Origin of the sequence: Microbacterium sp. 10M-3C3 (genome assembly GCF_003931875.1) — a bacterium.
In the GTDB taxonomy this organism is placed as follows: domain Bacteria; phylum Actinomycetota; class Actinomycetes; order Actinomycetales; family Microbacteriaceae; genus Microbacterium.
The window spans coordinates 2656730-2675234 of sequence record NZ_CP034245.1; the positions used below are offsets into that span (position 1 = coordinate 2656730).

The 18505-nt window shown below is 74.0% G+C and carries 19 protein-coding genes, 1 tRNA gene, 1 other RNA gene and 1 pseudogene; 14 read left to right on the forward strand and 8 right to left on the reverse strand.

The window, feature by feature from the left end:
• The first annotated feature begins 130 nt into the window (after window positions 1-130).
• Both EI169_RS12855 and EI169_RS12860 read left to right on the forward strand, forming a co-directional pair.
• Complete coding sequence (locus EI169_RS12855) at window positions 131-1123, forward strand: DUF1266 domain-containing protein (RefSeq protein WP_240640448.1); 993 nt, start codon at window positions 131-133, stop codon at window positions 1121-1123.
• The gene (locus EI169_RS12860) at window positions 1120-1797 is read left to right on the forward strand and encodes an NUDIX domain-containing protein (RefSeq protein WP_125132692.1); all 678 of its coding nucleotides are present in this window, start codon (window positions 1120-1122) and stop codon (window positions 1795-1797) included. Before EI169_RS12855 ends, EI169_RS12860 begins: the two co-directional genes overlap by 4 nt.
• Window positions 1798-1835: 38 nt before the next feature.
• Here EI169_RS12860 and ffs read toward each other — a convergent pair.
• Window positions 1836-1932, reverse strand: an RNA gene (gene ffs / locus EI169_RS12865) — signal recognition particle sRNA small type.
• A 180-nt stretch (window positions 1933-2112) separates the two neighbouring features.
• Here ffs and EI169_RS12870 point away from each other — a divergent pair.
• From EI169_RS12870 to EI169_RS12880, 3 genes are read left to right on the forward strand one after another with little or no spacing between them, the layout of a single operon-like run.
• A complete protein-coding gene (locus EI169_RS12870) occupies window positions 2113-3075 on the forward strand; it encodes an AAA family ATPase (protein ID WP_125133475.1) in 963 nt (320 codons plus the stop codon).
• 7 nt (window positions 3076-3082) lie between these two features.
• Window positions 3083-4324 (forward strand): DUF58 domain-containing protein, encoded by a 1242-nt coding sequence (locus EI169_RS12875; protein WP_125132693.1) that lies wholly within the window; start codon window positions 3083-3085, stop codon window positions 4322-4324.
• Window positions 4314-6629: a DUF3488 and transglutaminase-like domain-containing protein gene (locus EI169_RS12880; RefSeq protein WP_125132694.1), complete on the forward strand. Its 2316-nt coding sequence runs from the start codon at window positions 4314-4316 to the stop codon at window positions 6627-6629. Before EI169_RS12875 ends, EI169_RS12880 begins: the two co-directional genes overlap by 11 nt.
• Before the next feature lie 48 nt (window positions 6630-6677).
• Here the strand turns inward: EI169_RS12880 and EI169_RS12885 are convergent.
• Window positions 6678-6766, reverse strand: a tRNA-Ser gene (locus EI169_RS12885).
• A gap of 78 nt (window positions 6767-6844) precedes the next feature.
• On the opposite strand from EI169_RS12885, the gene EI169_RS12890 reads away from it, so the two are divergent.
• From EI169_RS12890 to EI169_RS12900, 3 genes are read left to right on the forward strand one after another with little or no spacing between them, the layout of a single operon-like run.
• The gene (locus tag EI169_RS12890; protein WP_240640450.1) at window positions 6845-7561 is read left to right on the forward strand and encodes a phosphatase PAP2 family protein; all 717 of its coding nucleotides are present in this window, start codon (window positions 6845-6847) and stop codon (window positions 7559-7561) included.
• A 10-nt stretch (window positions 7562-7571) separates the two neighbouring features.
• Window positions 7572-8372 carry a DUF1206 domain-containing protein gene (locus EI169_RS12895; protein WP_205783804.1) on the forward strand — a complete coding sequence of 267 codons (801 nt, stop codon included), beginning with the start codon at window positions 7572-7574 and terminating at the stop codon, window positions 8370-8372.
• 25 nt (window positions 8373-8397) lie between these two features.
• The gene (locus tag EI169_RS12900) at window positions 8398-9105 is read left to right on the forward strand and encodes a VIT family protein (protein ID WP_125132697.1); all 708 of its coding nucleotides are present in this window, start codon (window positions 8398-8400) and stop codon (window positions 9103-9105) included.
• A 2-nt stretch (window positions 9106-9107) separates the two neighbouring features.
• Here the strand turns inward: EI169_RS12900 and EI169_RS12905 are convergent, their stop codons facing one another.
• Window positions 9108-9452: a hypothetical protein gene (locus EI169_RS12905; RefSeq protein ID WP_125132698.1), complete on the reverse strand. Its 345-nt coding sequence runs from the start codon at window positions 9450-9452 to the stop codon at window positions 9108-9110.
• Between the two features lie 10 nt (window positions 9453-9462).
• Window positions 9463-10947, reverse strand: coding sequence for a serine/threonine-protein kinase (locus tag EI169_RS12910; RefSeq protein ID WP_125132699.1), 1485 nt, complete (start codon window positions 10945-10947; stop codon window positions 9463-9465).
• Window positions 10948-11105: 158 nt separating this feature from the next.
• Here EI169_RS12910 and chrA point away from each other — a divergent pair, with 158 nt between their 5' ends.
• Entirely contained in the window at window positions 11106-12335 is a 1230-nt protein-coding gene (gene chrA / locus EI169_RS12915) for a chromate efflux transporter (protein ID WP_125132700.1), read from the forward strand.
• Between the two features lie 67 nt (window positions 12336-12402).
• Window positions 12403-12732, forward strand: coding sequence for a hypothetical protein (locus tag EI169_RS12920; protein WP_125132701.1), 330 nt, complete (start codon window positions 12403-12405; stop codon window positions 12730-12732).
• Window positions 12733-12740: 8 nt separating this feature from the next.
• Here EI169_RS12920 and EI169_RS12925 read toward each other — a convergent pair whose 3' ends face one another.
• Complete coding sequence (locus tag EI169_RS12925) at window positions 12741-13493, reverse strand: MBL fold metallo-hydrolase (protein ID WP_125132702.1); 753 nt, start codon at window positions 13491-13493, stop codon at window positions 12741-12743.
• A gap of 98 nt (window positions 13494-13591) precedes the next feature.
• Between EI169_RS12925 and EI169_RS12930 the strand changes: the two genes are divergently transcribed.
• Window positions 13592-14464, forward strand: coding sequence for an SDR family NAD(P)-dependent oxidoreductase (locus tag EI169_RS12930; RefSeq protein WP_125132703.1), 873 nt, complete (start codon window positions 13592-13594; stop codon window positions 14462-14464).
• A gap of 3 nt (window positions 14465-14467) precedes the next feature.
• On the opposite strand, the gene EI169_RS12935 is transcribed toward EI169_RS12930, so the two are convergent.
• Complete coding sequence (locus tag EI169_RS12935) at window positions 14468-14992, reverse strand: DUF2231 domain-containing protein (RefSeq protein ID WP_125132704.1); 525 nt, start codon at window positions 14990-14992, stop codon at window positions 14468-14470.
• Window positions 14989-15870, reverse strand: a complete 882-nt coding sequence (locus EI169_RS12940; RefSeq protein ID WP_125132705.1) for a manganese catalase family protein — start codon at window positions 15868-15870, stop codon at window positions 14989-14991. The genes EI169_RS12935 and EI169_RS12940 overlap by 4 nt, the downstream gene beginning before the upstream one ends.
• 237 nt (window positions 15871-16107) lie before the next feature.
• Here EI169_RS12940 and EI169_RS12945 point away from each other — a divergent pair, with 237 nt between their 5' ends.
• From EI169_RS12945 to EI169_RS12955, 3 genes are read left to right on the forward strand one after another with little or no spacing between them, the layout of a single operon-like run.
• Window positions 16108-17154, forward strand: coding sequence for an iron-containing redox enzyme family protein (locus tag EI169_RS12945; RefSeq protein WP_240640452.1), 1047 nt, complete (start codon window positions 16108-16110; stop codon window positions 17152-17154).
• The gene (locus EI169_RS12950; protein WP_240640453.1) at window positions 17151-17354 is read left to right on the forward strand and encodes a CDGSH iron-sulfur domain-containing protein; all 204 of its coding nucleotides are present in this window, start codon (window positions 17151-17153) and stop codon (window positions 17352-17354) included. The genes EI169_RS12945 and EI169_RS12950 overlap by 4 nt, the downstream gene beginning before the upstream one ends.
• Complete coding sequence (locus tag EI169_RS12955) at window positions 17351-18370, forward strand: glycosyltransferase family 2 protein (protein WP_125132707.1); 1020 nt, start codon at window positions 17351-17353, stop codon at window positions 18368-18370. The genes EI169_RS12950 and EI169_RS12955 overlap by 4 nt, the downstream gene beginning before the upstream one ends.
• On the opposite strand, the pseudogene EI169_RS12960 reads toward EI169_RS12955, so the two are convergent.
• Window positions 18301-18453, reverse strand: a pseudogene (locus tag EI169_RS12960) (DUF6766 family protein); the annotation flags it as partial. The gene EI169_RS12955 and the pseudogene EI169_RS12960 overlap by 70 nt on opposite strands.
• Window positions 18454-18505: the final 52 nt, after the last annotated feature.

Consider the following 18505-nt stretch of genomic DNA (forward strand, 5'->3'; position numbering starts at 1 on the left):
CTGCGGCGCCCACACGGGCTTGCCTCACCGTCGAGACATCGCCCACTAGCGTGGAGGGCGCGACAGCGGAGGGGCGCGCATGAGCTTGCAGAACCACGTCGGGGATCCCGAGTACACTGCTCGATCGCGCATGCGGTACGCCCGCGCGATCGAGCAGTGGCGGCGCACCCGACCGCGCGAGAACGCGCGGCGGGCGCTCGCGCTGGCGGGCATCGTCGCCGTCGGAGTCGCGATCGGGTTCGGCGTCGCGTTCTCGCTCTCGCCGACGGGCACCGAGCTCGAGAATCCGTTTTTCGGCGGGTTCGCCGGCTTCATCGTGGCCGTGCTGTCGGGGTCGATCGGCTTGGCCCGGTGGGATGCCGGAGCCCCGCGTCGCGCGCAGCTCGCCTACCGGTCGGGGTCGGGACTGCCCGAGCTGACCGAGCGCCAGCAGCAGGTCCTCGCGCTCGACGCGGCGAGCGACTTCTCCTTCGGCGGCTGGAACTCCTCGCTCGCCTTCGCGTGGACGTGGGTCGAGATGCCGGCGGACGTGCGTCGGCGCTATGCCGACGGCGCGCGCGGCACGTCGCCCTGGCCGTGGCTCGCGATCACGCCGCTGTCGCAGCTGCGCTCCGAGCTCGACCGGCAGTACCGCATCGCCTCGGCGACCGACGTGGAGGTGCTCGTCGCCGACGTCGTCGCAGAGGGTCCCCTCTCGCAGCGGTTCCGGGAGGTGCTCGCCTCCCCCGAGGCGGAGACGATGACGTCGCGAGTGGCCGCCGTCGCGAGCACGACGGTCTTCGACGTGCTCGAGCTCGGCGAGGCACGCGACGGGCGCCCGGCCGAGCTGCTGCTGGCCGGCGACGTGGAGCGCGCCATCGGCGGTGTCCGCTACGCCTACATGGCCGGGCACGTCGACGCCGAGCGCGCATGGGAGCTGCTGGACACGCTCGCCGCGCTCGCGTTCGCGCACTACCGGTCGTACGAGGAGTACTGGGCGCGTGTGGCGATCGCGACCGCGTTCCGCACCGATTCTCTCGAGGCCGTCGAGAAGCAGCGGGCGAACCTCTTCGGCCTGCGCGAGCGCGGCTGGCCCTCGGCATCCGTCCCGTTCCCCTCGACCGTCTCGGAGGCGCGCGCATGACCCCCACCCCCGCCGGAACCCCGGGAGCCGATGTCCCCGACGCCCGCGGCCGCACGGGACTGGACCGCACCGGCGCGGATCTCACCCGCAACCCGCGTGTCCGGGTGCGCGACGTCGAGCTCATCGCGTCCGCCTGGCACGTGCTGCGCGCGACGATTTTCGACTACCTCGGTGACGACGGGACGTGGAGCACGCAGCGGCGCGAGACGTACGACCGCGGCAACGGTGCGACGATCCTCCTCTACGACGCCGCCGCCCGCACCGTCCTGCTGACGCGGCAGTTCCGCTGGCCGGTCTACGTGAACGACCACCCCGACGGCATGCTCGTGGAGACCGCAGCCGGACTCCTGGACGACGACGACCCCGAGTCGGCGGTGCGCCGGGAAGCGGAGGAGGAGACCGGGGTGTCGGTCGGCGAGATCGAGCACGTCTTCGACGTGTACATGAGTCCCGGGTCGGTCACCGAGCGGCTGCACTTCTACGCGGCGCCCTACGACTCCGCCACGCGCTCGGGCGATCGCGGCGGCCTCGAAGAGGAGGGCGAGGAGATCGAGATCGTCGAGGTCGGCATCGACGAGGCAATGGAGATGATCCGCGACGGGCGCATCCAGGACGCGAAGACCATCATGCTGCTGCAGTGGGCGGTGCTGGACGGCCCGTTCGCGCGACGCTGAGGCGCTCGGCGACGCGGGCTCCCGCAGCCTTCCGGGCAAAAAAGGACTCTCCGCGCACCCAGCAGAGCCTGGTTACCCTTGCTACGTTTCCGTCCTGGGGGAGTTGGCCTGGATGCCGCCACGCGGAGAGCCGACCTCCATCTTATCGGGTCCGGCACGGCGGTGCGATCCGCAGGGATCTCACGGCCCCGGCCCTCATCCCGCGGGTTACGATCGGGTAACGCCGGGCGCCGATGCCGGAATGCCCCCGACCCGAGGGATCTCATGCACGAGACCGAGACGTCCGCTCCGCCGCTTCCGCCCGGCCCGAACGAGATGGACGCGGACGTCTTCGAGCAGGTCGCGGGTCGGATCCTCGCGTCGATGTCCCGCGTCATCGACGGCAAGCCGGAGGCCGTGCGGGCCGCGCTCGTCGTGCTGCTGGCCGAGGGGCATCTGCTGATCGAAGACGTCCCCGGTGTGGGCAAGACGATGCTCGCGCGGGCGCTGGCCGCGAGCATCGACGCGAGCGTGCGCCGCATCCAGTTCACGCCCGACCTGCTGCCCGGAGACGTCACCGGCGTGTCGGTGTTCAACCCGGTGTCACGGGAGTTCGAGTTCACCGCGGGCGCGGTGTTCGCGAACGTCGTGATCGCCGACGAGATCAACCGCTCCTCCCCCAAGACGCAGTCGGCGCTCCTGGAGGCGATGGAGGAGCACCAGGTCACGGTCGACGGCCGCACGCACAGCCTCCCCGACCCGTTCCTCGTCGTCGCGACGCAGAACCCGCTCGAGATGGAGGGCACGTACGCCCTCCCCGAGGCTCAGCGGGACCGCTTCATGATGCGCGTCTCGATGGGATACCCCGATGCGCGCAGCGAAGCGCTCATGCTGCGCCAGCGCGAAACGGTCAACCCGCTCGAGGCCCTGCGCCCGGTCGTGACGGCCGCGCAGGTGACCGCCCTCATCGGCTGGGCGCGCCGCGTGCACGTCGCACCGGCCATCGAGGACTACGCCGTCGCCCTCGCGCACGCCACGCGCGAGCACGCCGACCTGCGCCTGGGCGCGAGCCCGCGCGCGACGCTCCAACTCGTCCGCGCCGCGAAGGTGTGGGCCGCGCTCGACGGTCGCGGCTTCGTCATCCCCGACGACGTCACTGCGCTGCTCGGACCGGTGTTCGCCCACCGCCTCATCCCGAGCCGCGCCGCCGCCGGCGGCCGCACGGCCGCCGACGTCGTCGACGCGGCGCTCGAGCGCATCGCCGGCTCGGTGCGCGTGCCGCTCGCGGCGCGTGCGTGAGCGCACCATGAGACGCGCACGACCGCTCACGGCGCGGGGAGCGGGCGCGCTCGTCGCCGCGATCGCCTCGTTCGTCGTCGCCCATCAGGCGGGGATCGTCGAGCTCGTCTACTTCGGCGTGCTCCTGCTCGCGCTCCTCGCGGTGAGCGTCGTGTCGCTGTTCGTCGCGCGCCACACCGAGGCGGTCACCCGGTCGCTCTCCCCCGACGTGGTCGCGGTCGGGCGCGACAGCCTCGTGCGCGTGCGCGTGGGGCTGCGATCGGCGCTGCCGACGGCCCCCGGACGCTGGGACGACACGCTCTCGGACGGGCTCGCCGGCCGCGCCGGCGGCCTCTTCCCGGCCATCGGCTCGGGCCTGCGCAGCGAGAGCACCGTCGAGGTGTCGTACACGGTGACGGGCCGCCGCCGCGGCATCCACTCCCTCGGGCCGCTCACGGTCACCGCGACCGACCCGTTCGGGCTGGTGCGCCGCCGCTTCCGCCTCGGCACGCGCACCCGCGTGACGGTCGCCCCCGCCATCGTCGACCTGTCGGCCCTGCCGCGGGCGGCGGGCGAGGCGGGCGGGATGCTGCAGACTGCCACCGCCCAGCTCGGACAGGGAACCGACAACCTCGTCGCCCGCCCCTACACGCCCGGCGACTCCATGCGCCGCATCCACTGGCGTGCGACCGCCCACCGCGACACCCTCATGGTGCGGCAGGAGGAGCAGGAGGCGAGCCCGCGCGCGACGGTCGTGCTGGACCGTGGAGCGCTTCGATGGGGATCGGAGGCGCTGCTGACCCCCGGTGTCGATCCGGCCTTCGAGACCGCCGTGTCGACCGCGGTGTCGGCGACGATGCGACTCGTGCGCGAGGGGTACACGGTCGAACTCGTCGACTCCGACGGCACCGCGCTGTGGGATCCGGTGACCGGCGGCGAGACCTCCGACGTCGAGGCGCTCGCGGCGCACCTGGCGACCCTGACCACCCGCAAGGGCGACGATCTCGGACGCGTCGCCGTGATGTTCGCCGGCGTCCTGACCGGCCCCGTGGTCGTCGTCACCGGGCGCCTCGCCGCCGAGGACGCCGTCGCCCTCGCCCCGGCCGCACATCATTCGTCCCTGCCGATCCTCCTCGGGGTCGGGAGCGCGGCCGCCGCGGTGGAGCACGCCCGCGGCTTCGGATGGCACGCGGCGACCGTCCCGCCGGAGAGCGACCCCGCCCGCGCGTGGGGCGTCGCGATCGACCGCGGGGTGACCCATGTCCGCTGATCCGTGGATCGCCCGGCGCGCGACCGCGGAGCCGGGCCGGCGACGCACCGACGCGCTCCTGGCGGCCGGCTCGTTCGTCGCGGTGATCGCCGCGACGATGCCGATCCTCCGCGTCATCGACAACGGGCCGTGGTTCGCCGGCGCCGTCGCGATGGCGGCCGCGGTGCTCGGCGCGGGCTACGGCGCTCGCTGGCTGCGGCTGCCGGGCGTCGCGGTCGCCCTGGTCGAGCTCGCGGTGTGGGTGCTCGCCCTCACGGCGGTGTTCGGTCGCACGACGGCGCTGCTGTGGGTGGTGCCGACGCCCGACACGTTCGCGCTCGTGCCGGTGCTCGTCTCCGGCGGCGCCGACGAGATCATGCTCGGCGCGGCGCCGCTCACCGCGGGGCCGCCGCTGACGTTCGTGCTCGTCGCGGCGGTCGGACTCCTCGCGGTCGCGATCGACCACGTCGTCCTGACGGCACGCATGCCACTCCTCGGCGCGATCGGCCTGGTCGCGGTCTCGCTCATCCCGTCGATCGCCGTGCCGGGCGACGTCGACGTGCTCGCCTTCGTGCTGCTCGCGATCGCGATCCTCTTCCTCCTGCGCGTGGACACGCGGGCGCGCCAGCGGCCCGGGGTCGTCGCCGCGCAGGCGGCGGCCGACGCCCCGATGCGCACGAGCGGCGCGACCGCCACGGCCATCGGCATCGGCACGGTCGCCGTGCTCGTCGCCGTCATCGCCGCGCCGCTCCTGCCGGCGCCCGTCGCCCGGGCGGGCTCGGGCGGCGTGGGCACCGGCACGACGATCGACCCGACGCTGCAGCTCGGCGACGACCTGCGCCAGCCGCGAGAGACCGAGGTGCTCTCGGTGCGCTCGGATGCGCCGACCCCGCCGTATCTGCGCGCGGTCACCCTCTCGCGGTTCGACGGGGCGGTGTGGGAGCCCGACGAGGGGCGTACCGTGCCGCTGGGCGACGGCGGGGAGCTCCCCGGCCTCCCGCCGCGCGACGCCGACATCGCCGCATCCGAGTATCGGACGAGCATCGAGATCACCGACCTCGATTCGCCGTGGCTCCCGCTCCCGTATCCCGCGACGCTCGTCGCGGGTCTCGGCGACGGCTGGCGGACGCTCCCCGACAACCGCACGATCGTCAGCCGCGGCGACTCGACGCAGGGCCTGTCGTACGACGTCGTCTCGTCCGTCGCCCGCCCCACGCTGGAGCAGATCCGCGCGCGCGAGGCCGGCGGCGAGGTCGACGCGGAGGCGTACGCGCTCCCGGACGGGCTGCCGCCGATCATCGCCGACACCGCGCGCGAGGTGACCGCGGGCGCGGGCAACGACTACGACGCACTGACGGACATGCAGGCGTGGTTCCGCAGCTCGGAGTTCTCGTACTCGCTCGAGGCGCCCGTGGAGGAAGGGTTCGACGGGAGCGGCGCCGACGCGGTCGCGCGGTTCCTCGAGCAGCGCGAGGGCTACTGCGTGCACTACGCGTCGGCGTTCGCGCTCATGGCCCGCACGCTCGGGATGCCCACGCGCATCGTCGTCGGGTACCTGCCGGGCACCACCACGAACACCGCCGAGGACGGCCAGACGGTGTACGCCGTGTCGAGCAGCCAGCTGCACGCCTGGCCCGAGGTGCACTTCGCCGGCATCGGCTGGGTGCCCTTCGAGCCGACGAACAGCCTCGGGGTGCCCACGAGCTTCACGTCGGCGCTCACACCCGGGACGGGGACGCCCGCCGACCGCGCGCCGGAGAATCCGGCGGCGCCCTCGGCCGCGCCGAGTGCGACTCCGACCACGGGGCCGCGGCTGCCCGACGAGGCCGCGACGGGCGGGGCGGGCGGCGGCGCGACCACGACCGATCCGTGGCCGGGCATCGGCATCAGCGCGCTCGTGCTCGCGGCGCTCGTCGCCCCGGGGCTCCTGGGAGCGCTGCGGCACCGCCGCCGACTCGCGGCCGCCACGGAAGGCGACGCCCTCGCGGCATGGACCGATCTCCAGGAGGTCGCGATCGACCTGGGCATCCCGGTTCCCGCCACGGAGACGCCGCGCATGTTCGGCCGCCGCCTGGTCGCTGCCCACGGCGCCTCGCCGTCCGATGTCGACGCGCTCGTCGCCGCGATCGAGCGCGCGAGCTATGCCGACGACGGGCGGGGTGCCGGGGGCGCCGACCTGTCCGGCGCCGTCCGATCGGCGCGGGACAGTCTCCGCGCCTATGCGCCGCGCGCCCGGCGCCTTCTCGGTCAGCTCGTCCCGCGCTCGCTCGTGGTGCGCCCGGGGTCGGCGTACGCGCATCCGCCGGAGCCGGCCGCCGCACGCTGAGCCAAGAACGGACGGAGCCCCGCACACGAGGTGCGGGGCTCCGGTGAGCGGAAGCGACAGGATTTGAACCTGCGAGGCGAGTTACCCCGCCTACATGGATTCCAGCCATGCTCCTTAGGCCGCTCGGACACGCTTCCAACGGACGACTTTATCACGCGGCCTCCGGCCTCCCCGGCGGCGGGGGGCATGCGCGGAGTCGGGGCTACACTCGCGCCGTGACGGATGCAGCGGAGAGGGAGCCGGCGCCTCTCGAAGAGCCCGACGCGCGCCGGCGCGCGGCCGTCGTCGTCGCGCTCGCCGCGGCGCTGGCGTTCGTGACACTGCGCTTCGTCGTCGTGGGGTCCGGTCGCGCGCCGCTGCCGGTGGACCGCTGGTGGGACGCGCTCATGATGTCGGTCCTGACCCCCGTCGGCGTGGTCGCCGCGTGGGTGCCCGCCATCGTGGGCGGGACGATCGGAATGATCGTCCTGAGCGTCATCGGGGTCACGAGCCTCCTCTTCGCACGGCGGCGGTGGGACGCCGCCGCACTGGGTCTCGCCATCGCCGTGGTCGTGGCCGTCGGCGCCCCCATGGCCGCCGTCATCGCGCGCCTGCGCCCGTCCGAGTCGCTCGCCGAGAGCGTGCCGACCTCGTTCCCCTCGGGGCACACGGCCGTGGCGACGGCCACGGCCGTCGCCCTCGCCCTCATCTTCCGGCGCGCGTGGATCTGGGCGCTGGGTGCGCTCTGGGTCGTCGTCATGGGCGTCAGCCGCACCTACCTCCACGCGCACTGGCTCACGGATGTCGTCGCCGGCGTGCTCGAAGGCATCGCCGTGGCGACGCTGGTGTGGTGCCTCGTCGAGACGGCGCGCGAGCGCCGCGCGCTGCAGCGGGCCGGCGCGGGTGCAGCCGCCCTCGCGCAACCCCTGTCCGCTGCCGATCGCGACCGGTAGCGTTCGGCACGTGTCGACCACGAAAGCCGCCGCGCGGCGGGCGCAGGATTCCGCTCCGTTCGAGATCGCCGCCCGCGCGGGCTACGTCGTCCTCGGGGTGCTCCACATCGTCCTGGGAGGCATCGCGATCGCCATCGCGACCGGCGGAGGCGGGCAGGCCGATCAGGGCGGCGCGGTGGAGCAGATCCGCCAGACGCCGTGGGGTCCGGCCCTGCTGTGGGCGACGGTGATCGGCCTGGCGGCGCTGACCGTGTGGCAGGTCGCCGAGGCGCTCCTCGCTGGGCAGGGCGACGCCAAGAGGCGCTGGGGACATCGCGCGAAAGACCTCGGCACGGCCGCCGCCTACGCCGCGATCGGCGCGACCGCCCTCACGGCGGCGCTCGGCGGGCGGTCGGACTCCGAGGGATCCACGCGCTCGTTCAGCGCCGAGCTGCTCGCCAGCCCCGGAGGAGTGGTCCTGCTCGTGGCCATCGGCCTCGTCATCGCGGCCGTGGGCGTGGCCTTCGTGTACCGCGGCGTCACGCGCGCCTTCGCGCGCAAGCTCGCGCTGCCGTCCGGTCCCGTCCGAGGCGCCGTCGTGGCCTTCGGCGTGGTCGGCTACCTTGCGAAGGGCATCGCCGTCGCCGTCACGGGCGTGCTGTTCGTCGTCGCATCCGTCACGCACGACGCGTCGCAGGCCGGCGGCCTGGATGCCGGTCTCCACGCGCTCGCGGCGCTGCCGGCGGGTGCGCTCCTCCTGTGGCTGGTGGGCGCGGGCCTGGTGGTCTACGGCCTCTTCTGCTTCACGCGGGCCCGCTACGCGCGCATGTGAGCGGACGAGGATCTACCGTGAGGGCATGACCCTCCACGAGTCCGAACCGCACAATGCGGGCATCGCCGGCCGCCTCAACTGGCTGCGGGCCGGGGTGCTCGGGGCGAACGACGGCATCGTGTCGGTCGCCGCGATCGCGGTCGGCGTCGCCGCCGCGACGACCGACACCGCCGCGATCGTCCCGGCGACCCTCGCCGCGCTCGTCGGCGGTGCGATCTCGATGGCGCTCGGCGAGTACGTCTCTGTCAGCAGCCAGAGCGACAGTGAGCGCGCCCTCATCCGGAAGGAGGAGGACGAGCTGCGGCGCATGCCGGCGGAGGAGCTCGACGAGCTCACCGCGCTGTACCGGGCGCGGGGGCTCAGCGATGCGACGGCGCGGCAGGTCGCCGTCGAGCTCACCGAGCGCGACGCGCTGCGCGCCCACCTGTCCGCCGAGCTGAACATCGACCCTGACGACATCGTGAGTCCGTGGCGCGCCGCCGCCGCGTCGGCGGCGGCGTTCCTGGCCGGCGGCATCCTGCCGATGCTGACGATCCTCCTTCCGGCGGCCGTCCGCGTGCCGATCACGTTCGCGGTCGTGCTCGCCGCCCTCGCCGCGACGGGAGCGATCGGCGCCCGCATCGGCGGCAGCCCCGTCGCACGCGGCACCGCCCGGGTGGTCGTCGGCGGCGCGATCGCCCTCGCGGCGACCTTCGCGATCGGCGCACTGCTGGATACGACCGGGGTCGTCTGACCTCAGTCGTCGTGCGTGAGCGCGCCGTCGTACGCGCGCGACTTCTGCTCGAAGTGCCGGCAGAGCGCCGCGGCCAGCCGCAGCTCCCGGCCGAGGGCGTCGACGCCGTCGGCGTCGGAGACCAGGTCGTCGTGCCGCGCCTCGAACACGACCTCCCAGCGCGGGTCGCCGCGTCCGACGGGCTGCAGGAAGACCCCCGTCGTCGCGTAGCGGAGGCGCAGGATGACGAGGCCCGTATCGCTGCCGTCACTGCCGTCCTGCAGCGCGACGTGACCGCGCAGCTCGTCGCCATAGCCCGGGAAGTCCCGCAGCCACTCCTCGAGGACTTCTTGCGTGCGATAGGGCATGGCGCTAACCCTACGGCCCCGGCGTCGGCTTGTTCCCCGACCCGGGGCCGGTTCCCTTGCCCTCGGCCGCGCGCTCCGCGTCGCGCGCCGCCTTCGCCGCCTCCTGCTCGGCGCGCTTGTCGACGCCGTCGGTCGCAGCGGGACCGGCGGGCGCGGCGGGGGTGTCGACGACCGCCGAGCCCGGTGCGGGCGCATCGACGGTCTGCGTCGCGGGCGCCTGTCCGGACGAGCCGCCCTGCGTGGGAGCGTCGACGACCTGCGTCGAAGGCTCTTCCTCCTGCGTGGGAGCGTCGACGGTGTCGGTCCCGCCCGGGATGATGGCGTCGGGCTCGGTGACGGCCGCCGGCGTGGAAGAGGGGGCGACGCTCGGCTCGTCGGCGACCGGCGCACGGGGCACGCCGACGCCGCCCGCCGCGGTGAGCGCCCATGCCCCGAGCGACACGAGCAGCACGAGACACACGACGGCGCCGCCCACGAGCAGCCGGCGACGCAGGCGCCGTTGCGGCGCCCGCCGGTGGGCGACGTGTGCGGCGGCCGGTGTCGCGGCGGGGACGTCGCGGGCGGCCACGTCGCGGACGGGCAGCGTCGCGGCCGCCGGGAACGGCTGGGTCGCGTCGGCCGCCGCAGCGATCGGCGCCGGCCGCACGATCGGCCGCACGTCGGCCGGCAGCGTCTCGGCGATGCGGGCGACGTCCGCGGCATCCGGGCGCGCGTCGGGGTCGTCGGAGGTCATGCGCGACAGCAGCGTCGTCCACCGGCGGCCGAGGCCGTCGGGGATCGATGGCGGGCTCGCGAGTCGGGCGAGCACCGCTCCGATGCCCGTCGCGTGCGGATACGCGCGCGTGCCTGTCAGTGCCTCGATGGCCATGAGACCGAGCGCGTAGATGTCGGCGGCCGGCGTGAGCTGCTCGCCGCGCACCTGCTCGGGCGCGAGATACGCACCCGTGCCGATCACGATGCCCGGCGTCGTGTGCCGCGCACCGTCGACGAGATACGCGACGCCGAAGTCGGCGAGCTTCGCCCGGACCCGCTGCGGTGGGGCGCCGAAGGGGGCGAGAAGGACGTTGGAGGGCTTGATGTCGCGGTGCACGACGCCCGACGCGTGCACGAGCTGGAGCGCATCGGCGAGCTCGGCGAGGATGAGGGCGAGATCGCCCGCCGGAACCGGGCCCCGCTGGAGACGATCCGCGAGGCTCGGCCCCTCGACGCACTCCATGACGAGGTAGTTCGCGCGCCCCGGCCCGATGTCGGCGTCGTACAGCGTCACGAGCGACGGATGGTTCAGCCCGGCCAGCACCGTCATCTCGGTGCGGGCGCGCTCGGGGGTCGCCGCATCCGAACCGTCGCGGAGGATCTTCACCGCGACGGTGCGCTCGAGCAGCGTGTCGTGCGCCCGGTACACCGTCGACATGCCGCCGCGGCCGATCACTTCACCGAGGCGGTAACGTCCTGCCAGGAGGGCCTCGGTAGGCTCCGGCTCGGGGGGCTCGGACACGGCTTCCTCTTCTTTCCGCTCGTGCGGAGTGTTCGGGTCGAGGGAAACGTATCGCCGGGCCGCGGGCGATTCTTCACGCTTGACGCGGGCGTCCGGTTCTGCAAGCGCCGATCCTGTCCGTTCACCTGCGGGTCGCCCGGCGGTGGGACACTCGTGCCATGCCCGACAGCCCGCCGCACTCGCCGCCGTCGCCCACGATCGCCCGGGGCTCTGTGGGCGAGGTGCTGGGCGCGTTCGCGAAGCTCGGGGTGACGTCGTTCGGCGGGCCGATCGCACATCTCGGGTACTTCCGCGCCGAGTTCGTCGAACGCCGTCGGTGGCTGACCGACGCGCAGTACGGCGACCTCGTCGCGCTCGGTCAGTTCCTCCCCGGCCCAGCGTCCAGCCAGGTCGGGTTCGCGATCGGGATGCTGCGGGCAGGTCTGCCCGGAGCCCTCGCGGCGTTCGTGGCCTTCACCGCGCCCTCGGTCGTCGTCATGATCGCCGTCGCCGCGGGCGCCGACCTGGCGGGCGGTCCCCTCGCGCAGGGCGTCATCGCCGGGCTGCAGGTGGTCGCCGTGGCTGTCGTCGCGCAGGCAGTCTGGACGATGGCGCGCACACTCGCACCCGACGCGCGCCGGGCGGGCATCGCCGTCGCGGCCGCGATCCTGGTGCTGTTCGCCGGCGGCACGCTCGGCCAGATCGCGGCGATCGCGGTCGGCGTCGTGGCGGGGCTGCTGTGGTGTCGCGGCGTCGCCGACGACGAGCGCGCCATCCCCCTCCGCTTTCCCGTGTCGCGCGCGGCCGGCATCGCGTGCCTCGTGGCGCTCGCGGCCCTCCTCGCGCTCTCCCCGGTCGCCGCGGCGGCATGGGGCGGCGCGGCGTCCCTGATCGACGCGTTCTCGCGCGCGGGCGCGCTCGTGTTCGGCGGCGGGCACGTGGTGCTGCCCCTCCTGCAGGCGGCCACCGTTCCGCCGGGGTGGGTGAGCGCCGACCAGTTCCTCACCGGCTACGGCGCCGCGCAGGCCGTCCCCGGCCCGCTCTTCACCTTCGCGGCCTACCTCGGCGCGGTATCCGACATCGGCCCCGGCGGCATCGGCGGCGCGCTGCTGGCGACGGCCGCGATCTTCCTCCCAGGCTTCCTCGTGCTCGTCGGCGTCATGCCGTTCTGGAACCGGATGCGGCGGCTGCCGTGGGCGACGGCAGCGCTGCGCGGCGCCAACGCGGCGGTGGTCGGCATCCTCGCCGCCGCGCTCTACTCGCCGGTGTTCGTGACCGCGATCGTCGACGTGCGCACCTTCGCCCTGGGCCTGGTCTGCTTCGTGCTGCTCACGGCGTGGCGACGGCCGCCGTGGCTCGTCGTGCTCGTGGGCGCCGCGGGAGGCGCCGTGCTCGCCCTCCTCGCGTGAGGCGAGTGCGCCGCGAGGTCGTGTCAACCCATTAGGCGGGCGTGCGATCTGGCAAGATGCTCCCGGCATGCGACAGCTCACGTACGGCGCGACGACGATGTACGTCTCCGATGCCGTGTCCGAGGCGGTCATGCAGTTCGCGCAGGCCGCGTGCGACGCGGGCCACGGGGGCACGGTGTCGATCCACGCGCTGACGCCGACCGGACATCCCATGCGGGTGACGATGCTCCTGACGCCGGCGAGCTCGATCGTCAGCGAGACGACGGAATCGCACTTCGACGTTCCCGCCGACACGGACGGCGTCCGAGAGATCCGGGAACGGGCGGCGGGCCTGCGCTCTCCCGTCGCGCAGCCGCTCGACGACGACGAGTGGGAAGTGCCGGGCGAGGCGTTCTGACCGGTCCTCTACGCGACGGGCGTGCGTCGTGCCGCCGCCGCGGCGGCCTCCGCGCCCTCCTCGAAGGGGCGGCCATGGCCGGGGAGCACGAGGCGGGCGCGGGTGGCCGCGAGGGCATCGAGCGCGCGCAGCGCGGTCGATGCATCCGCGGTGGCGGCGCGCGCGACGACGCGCGGGCCCGCGGCCGCCGTGTAGGGGTCGAAGGTGACGAGCGCATCGCCAGAGAAGAGCACGCCCTGCTCGGGCCAGAAGAAGGCGCAGTGCCCGCGGGTGTGCCCGGGTGTCGCGATCGGCACGAGACCGCCGAGGAGCCGCGCGCCCGGGCGGACGTCGCCGTGCGCGTCGACCCCGTGGACGCTCAACGCGCCCGCGGCCGTCATGCGGGCGAGGGCCGGGATCGCCGCCGGGAAGCGGATCGGGTAGCGCCAGCGCGGCCGCTCGTGCGCATAGCGGTAGGGATGCCGGACGAGGGCGACGTCGTCGTCGTGCACGTGCAGCGGCACGTGATGCTCGCGCACGAGCCGATCGCACATGCCCACGTGGTCGAAGTGCCCGTGCGTGAGGTACACCGACACGAGGTCGTCCGGACTCAGTCCTACGGTCTCGAGCGCGCGGACGAGCAGGGGCCAGGCCCGCGGCAGGCCGGCGTCGATGAGCACCGGGCCGTCCGCGGTGTCGAGCAGGTAGCAGTTGGTCGCTGCTCTGGTGATGCGCAGGACGGCGGGCCCGACCGGGTGCACGCCGTCGTCATTCGTGGTCATCGGGCCACCGTGCGGGTCTGGCGCCCGTATCCTCGACGGGGTTGACACGTGTCAACCCCGTCGGAGAGCGTCCCCACCGCGCCCTACCGTCGGCGCCCATGAGCCGTCATCCCGTCGTCGTCATCGTCGGAGCGTCCCGCGGCATCGGCCGCGCCGCGGCCCTCCGCTTCGCGCGCCGCGGCGCTCGCCTCGTGCTGAGCGCGCGCGACGCGGCGGCGCTGGAGAGGACGGCGGCAGCGTGCCGGGCACGAGGCGCCGACGTCGACACGGTCGTCGCCGACGTCCGGCGCGACGACGACAACGCCCGCATCGTCTTGGCGGCGCTCGCGCGCCACGGCCGCATCGACACGTGGGTGGGGGTGGCCGGCGTCGCCGCGTACGGCGCGGTCTCGGAGGTGCCCACCGACGTCTACCGCCGCGTGCTTGAGACGAACCTCCTCGGCCACATCGACGGTGTCCGCGCGGTGCTCCCGACCCTGCGCGCGCAGCAGCACGGGCGGATCGTCCTCATCGGCTCGCTGTACTCGAAGGTGACGTCGCCGTGGATGTCGGCGTACGTCACGAGCAAGTTCGCGCTGCTCGGGTTCTCGCGCTCCCTGCGGCAGGAGCTGCGCGGCACCGGCGTCGACGTGCGCGTGGTCCTGCCGGCGACGATCGACACGCCCATCTACCAGCGCGCGGTGAACTTCACCGGCCGCGCGGTGCATCCGCTCCCGCCGGTCGCCTCCCCGAGGCGTGTCGCCCGGACGATCGCGCGCGCGGCGGCGGGGAAGGGCCGACGGGAGCAGACGGTCGGTCGCCTGCAGTCGGCGACCATCCCGCTCGCGGCGGCGGCACCGGCCGTCTACGACGCGGTCATCACAGCGCTCATGCGCACACTCGGCCTGCGCGGACGGGGCGTCGTGCCGTCCCTCGGCGCACTCGATGACGCCGAGGTCGGCCCCGACGCCGCGGCCGGGGGATGGCGCTGACGCTCAGCCCCCCGCGAACCCCTCGCGCTGCACCGACTCGTCGGCGACCCGCACACCCCAGCGGTACGAGAGCTTGCCGCCGAGCCATCCCGAGACCCCGAGCACGGCGAGCGTCACGATCGACAGGACGAAGCCGAACGCCGAGAAGTCGTCGCCGGCGGCGAATCGCACGATCGCGTTCACCGCGAACAGCGCGATGGCCCCACCGTTGAGGACGCCGTGCGTGACCGCTGTGCGACGCGCCGGCGTCCGCGCGGGGATGCGGCTGAGATCCAAGAGCCCCAGGACCGCCGCCACGATCGCGCCGACGAGGCCGACGAGGATCAGGGCGCGGGCTCCCACGACCCACGGCTCGCTGTCGTCGGCGATCAGGGCGATGACGTCGAACACGAGGCTCGCCGTCCACGCCCCGATCGGGATCGTCACGGCGATCGGATGGAACGGGTGGCCGTAGGGCCCGGCGAGCGCAGTGCGCGGGAGCTTCGCGCTGCGCATCGCCGGGCCGGTCGTACCGTCGGTCGCACTCATTCCTTGTGCAGCGCGTCCTGGGCGCGCCCGGCGAGCTTCTCCACGGTGTTGGGCAGCTCGGTCGTCCCGTAGAACCGCGCGTCCGGGTGCGTGGGCGGCGGCATCGGGACGCCCGCCTGCGGCTCGGGGACGTACGTGAACTCGCCCTTGCCATCGGGGGTGGGGCCGGACGCCCACGAGCCTTCGGCGGCAGCCTGGCCGTCGGAGAAGTTGATGTACTGGTACGCCACGTCACGGTCCTCCTTGCCCAGCGGGAAGTTGCTCGGCACGGGCAGGTCCTCGATGCCCTCCTCCCGCAGCTCGGCCGCGGCGGCGAGCCACTGGTTCTGGTGCATCGTGTCGCGCGCGAGGAGGAAGGCGAGCAGATCGCGAACGCCGTGGTCGTCGGTCATGTGGTAGAGGCGAGCCACCTGCACGCGCCCCTGCATCTCCGCGTTGGCGTTGGCCTGGAAGTCGGCAAGGAGGTTGCCGCTCGCGGTGACGAAGCTCCCCATCCAGGGGTTGCCCATGCTGTCGACCGGGCGCGCGCCCGCCCCGGCCACGATTCCGTGCTGGATGTCGGTGCCGCCGACGACCGCGGCCACGGTGGGGTCGTTCTGGACGGCTTCCTCGGTGATGCCCAGCGGCGCCTTCTCGAGCAGCTGTGCGATCATGACCGCGAGCATCTCGACGTGCCCCATCTCCTCGGCGCCGATGCCGAACACGAGATCGCGGTATTTGCCGGGGATGTGCATGTTCCACGCCTGGAACTGGTACTGGAGCGCGACGGTGATCTCGCCGTACTGACCGCCGAGCACCTCCTGCAGCTTGCGGGCGTAGACCGCGTCGGGCTTGTCGGGCGTCGCCGCGTGCTGCAGCTCCTGCCGGTGGAAGAACATGACACTCCTCTGCGCCGTCGGGGGAATGGCCGGTCGGCCGGGGGGCGCGGGCCCAGACAAGGGCAGCACCCGCGTGCGCGGCACGGGGGTTGCGGGCACGCCGGACGCGCGGCACAATCGCGCGCTCGACCTCTGCCGACGGGCGAGCCGGTCCGCACGCCGGTGTCAACGCCCTCGGCGTTCTGCCCGCGGGCGCGCGACAGTGGGGCGCCCTGCCCGGAGTCGATCGGAGACCGCGTGACCGTGCTCGACGTCCATCCGTCCGGAACGCGTGCGCCGTTCGCGCCGCGCGGCGACCTGGGTGCGGCGGTGCTCGCCCGGCTGACCGGCGGAGCCGACGGCGCGGGACTGCCGGATGCGGCACTCGCGGCGCTCGCCCGGACGACGGACCCGTCGCGCGACGACGACGTGCAGCTCGCCCTGTTCGCCCTCTACGCGTCGGCCTACGGCTCCATCGACGCCTTCGACCCCGACCTCGAGTGGGATCCCGAGCTGGTGCGCACCCGCCGCATCCTGGAGACCGCGTTCGAGGCGGCGCTGCGCGAGGCCGTCACGGTGGCCGATGTCCCGCCCCCGTCGGCGGACGCGGTCGCCCGGCGCCTGTTCGCGCTGACCGCGGCCGACACCGGCCCCAGCCTGTCGCGCCACGTCGCGAAGCGGGCTACGCCGGCGCAGCTGCGGGAGTTCCTGATCCAGCGGTCGGTCTACACCCTGCGCGAAGCCGACCCCCATTCGTGGGCGATACCGCGGCTGGCGGGACGCCCGAAGGCGGCGCTCGTGGAGATCCAGTCGGACGAGTACGGCGGCGGACGGCCCGACCGCGTGCACGCGGCCCTGTTCGCCCGGGCGATGCGCGGTGCCGGGCTCGACGACTCGTACGGCGCGTACGTCGACGACGTGCCCGCCGTCACGCTGGCGTCGCTCAATGCGATGTCGATGTTCGGACTGAACCGACGGCTGGTGGGTGCGATCGTCGGGCACCTCGCGGCGTTCGAGATGACCTCCTCGATCCCCAATCGCTTCTACGCCGAGGGTCTCCGCCGGGCGGGCTACGGACCGGATGTCACCGAGTACTTCGACGAGCACGTCGAAGCCGACGCGGTGCACGAGCAGATCGCGGGACGCGACCTCGCGGGAGCCCTCGCCGAGGACCGGCCCGAGCTCGTCGCCGACATCGTGTTCGGCGCAGCGGTGTGCCTGGAGGTCGACGGCCGTGTCGGCGCCCACATCCTCGACGCATGGGCGGACGGTCGGTCGTCGCTGCGGGAGAGGACGGCGGCGTGAGCGGTGCACCGGCGCGGATCACCGCGTACCCCGACGGCCCGCTCGTCGTGCGCGGCGAGGTCGAACTCGTCGACGCCGACGGGAAGCCGCTGCCGCGGCGACGACGCACGGTGGCCCTGTGCCGGTGCGGGCTGTCCTCGATCAAGCCGTACTGCGACGGCACGCACAAGGCGGCGGGCTTCCGCACCGACGACCGATGAGGATGGACGCCGAGTACGTCGTCCCGCTGCGATGGCCGGATGCCGCGGGGGCGGGCGAACTCGGTGACTACCTCGCGGGCATCGCTGAGGCGGCCGAGGTCACGGTCGTCGACGGATCGGAGGACGGGGTGTTCGCGGCGGTCGACGCCGCGCTCCCGCCCCGGGTGCGGCACGTGCGGCCCGCGGGGCCACCGACGCTCAACGGCAAGGTGCAGGGGGTGCTGACCGGCGTGCGTGCGGCTCGTCACGTGCGGGTCGTGATCGCCGACGACGACGTCCGCTACCGCGACGACCAGCTGCGGCAGGTGGTCGCCGCGCTCGCGCACGCCGACCTCGTCAAGCCGCAGAACCACTTCGTCCCGCTTCCGTGGCACGCGCGGTGGGACACCGCCCGGACGCTGCTCAATCGCGCCGGCGGCGCCGACTTCCCGGGTACGTACGGCGTGCGCGCCGACGTGCTCGATGCGACCGGCGGATACCGCGGCGACATCCTCTTCGAGAATCTCGAGCTCGAGCGGACCGTCCGCGCCGCCGGCGGTCGCGTCGCGACCCGGCTCGACCTCCTCGTCGCGCGTCGCCCGCCCCGCGCGCGCCACTTCCTCTCCCAGCGCGTCCGCCAGGCCTACGACAGCTGGGCGCAGCCGGTGCGCTTCGTCGCCGAATTGGCGCTGCTGCCTGCGCTCCTGGCGGGGCGCCGGCATCCGCTCGTCCTCGCCGCCGGAGCGGCGCTCGCCGTCGCGGCGGCCGAATACGGCCGGCGACGCGCGGGGGGCGCGGCGGTGTGGCCGCCGTCGAGTGCGCTGTGGGCGCCGCTGTGGCTGTTCGAGCGTGCCGTCACGTCCTGGGCGGCGCTGCTGCTGCGGCCGGCCGGCGGGGTTCGCTATGCCGGCTCGCGTCTGCGCCGCGCGGCGACTCCCCCACGAGTGCTGCAGCGACGGCACGGCCGTCAGTCGGACTCGACGGCGCTCTCAGCGTCGGGGGCGCCCAGGGGCTTGGACTCGCTCGACCCGCGTTGACGCAGGAAGATCGAGAACGCGATCATCGTGCCGACCGCGAGGAATTCCGACTGCCAGTTCCGCAGCGTCCGGTTCCAGAAGTCGTGGCTGGCTCTGCCGGTTCTCGGCGACACGACGAGGAAGTCCGACGACAGC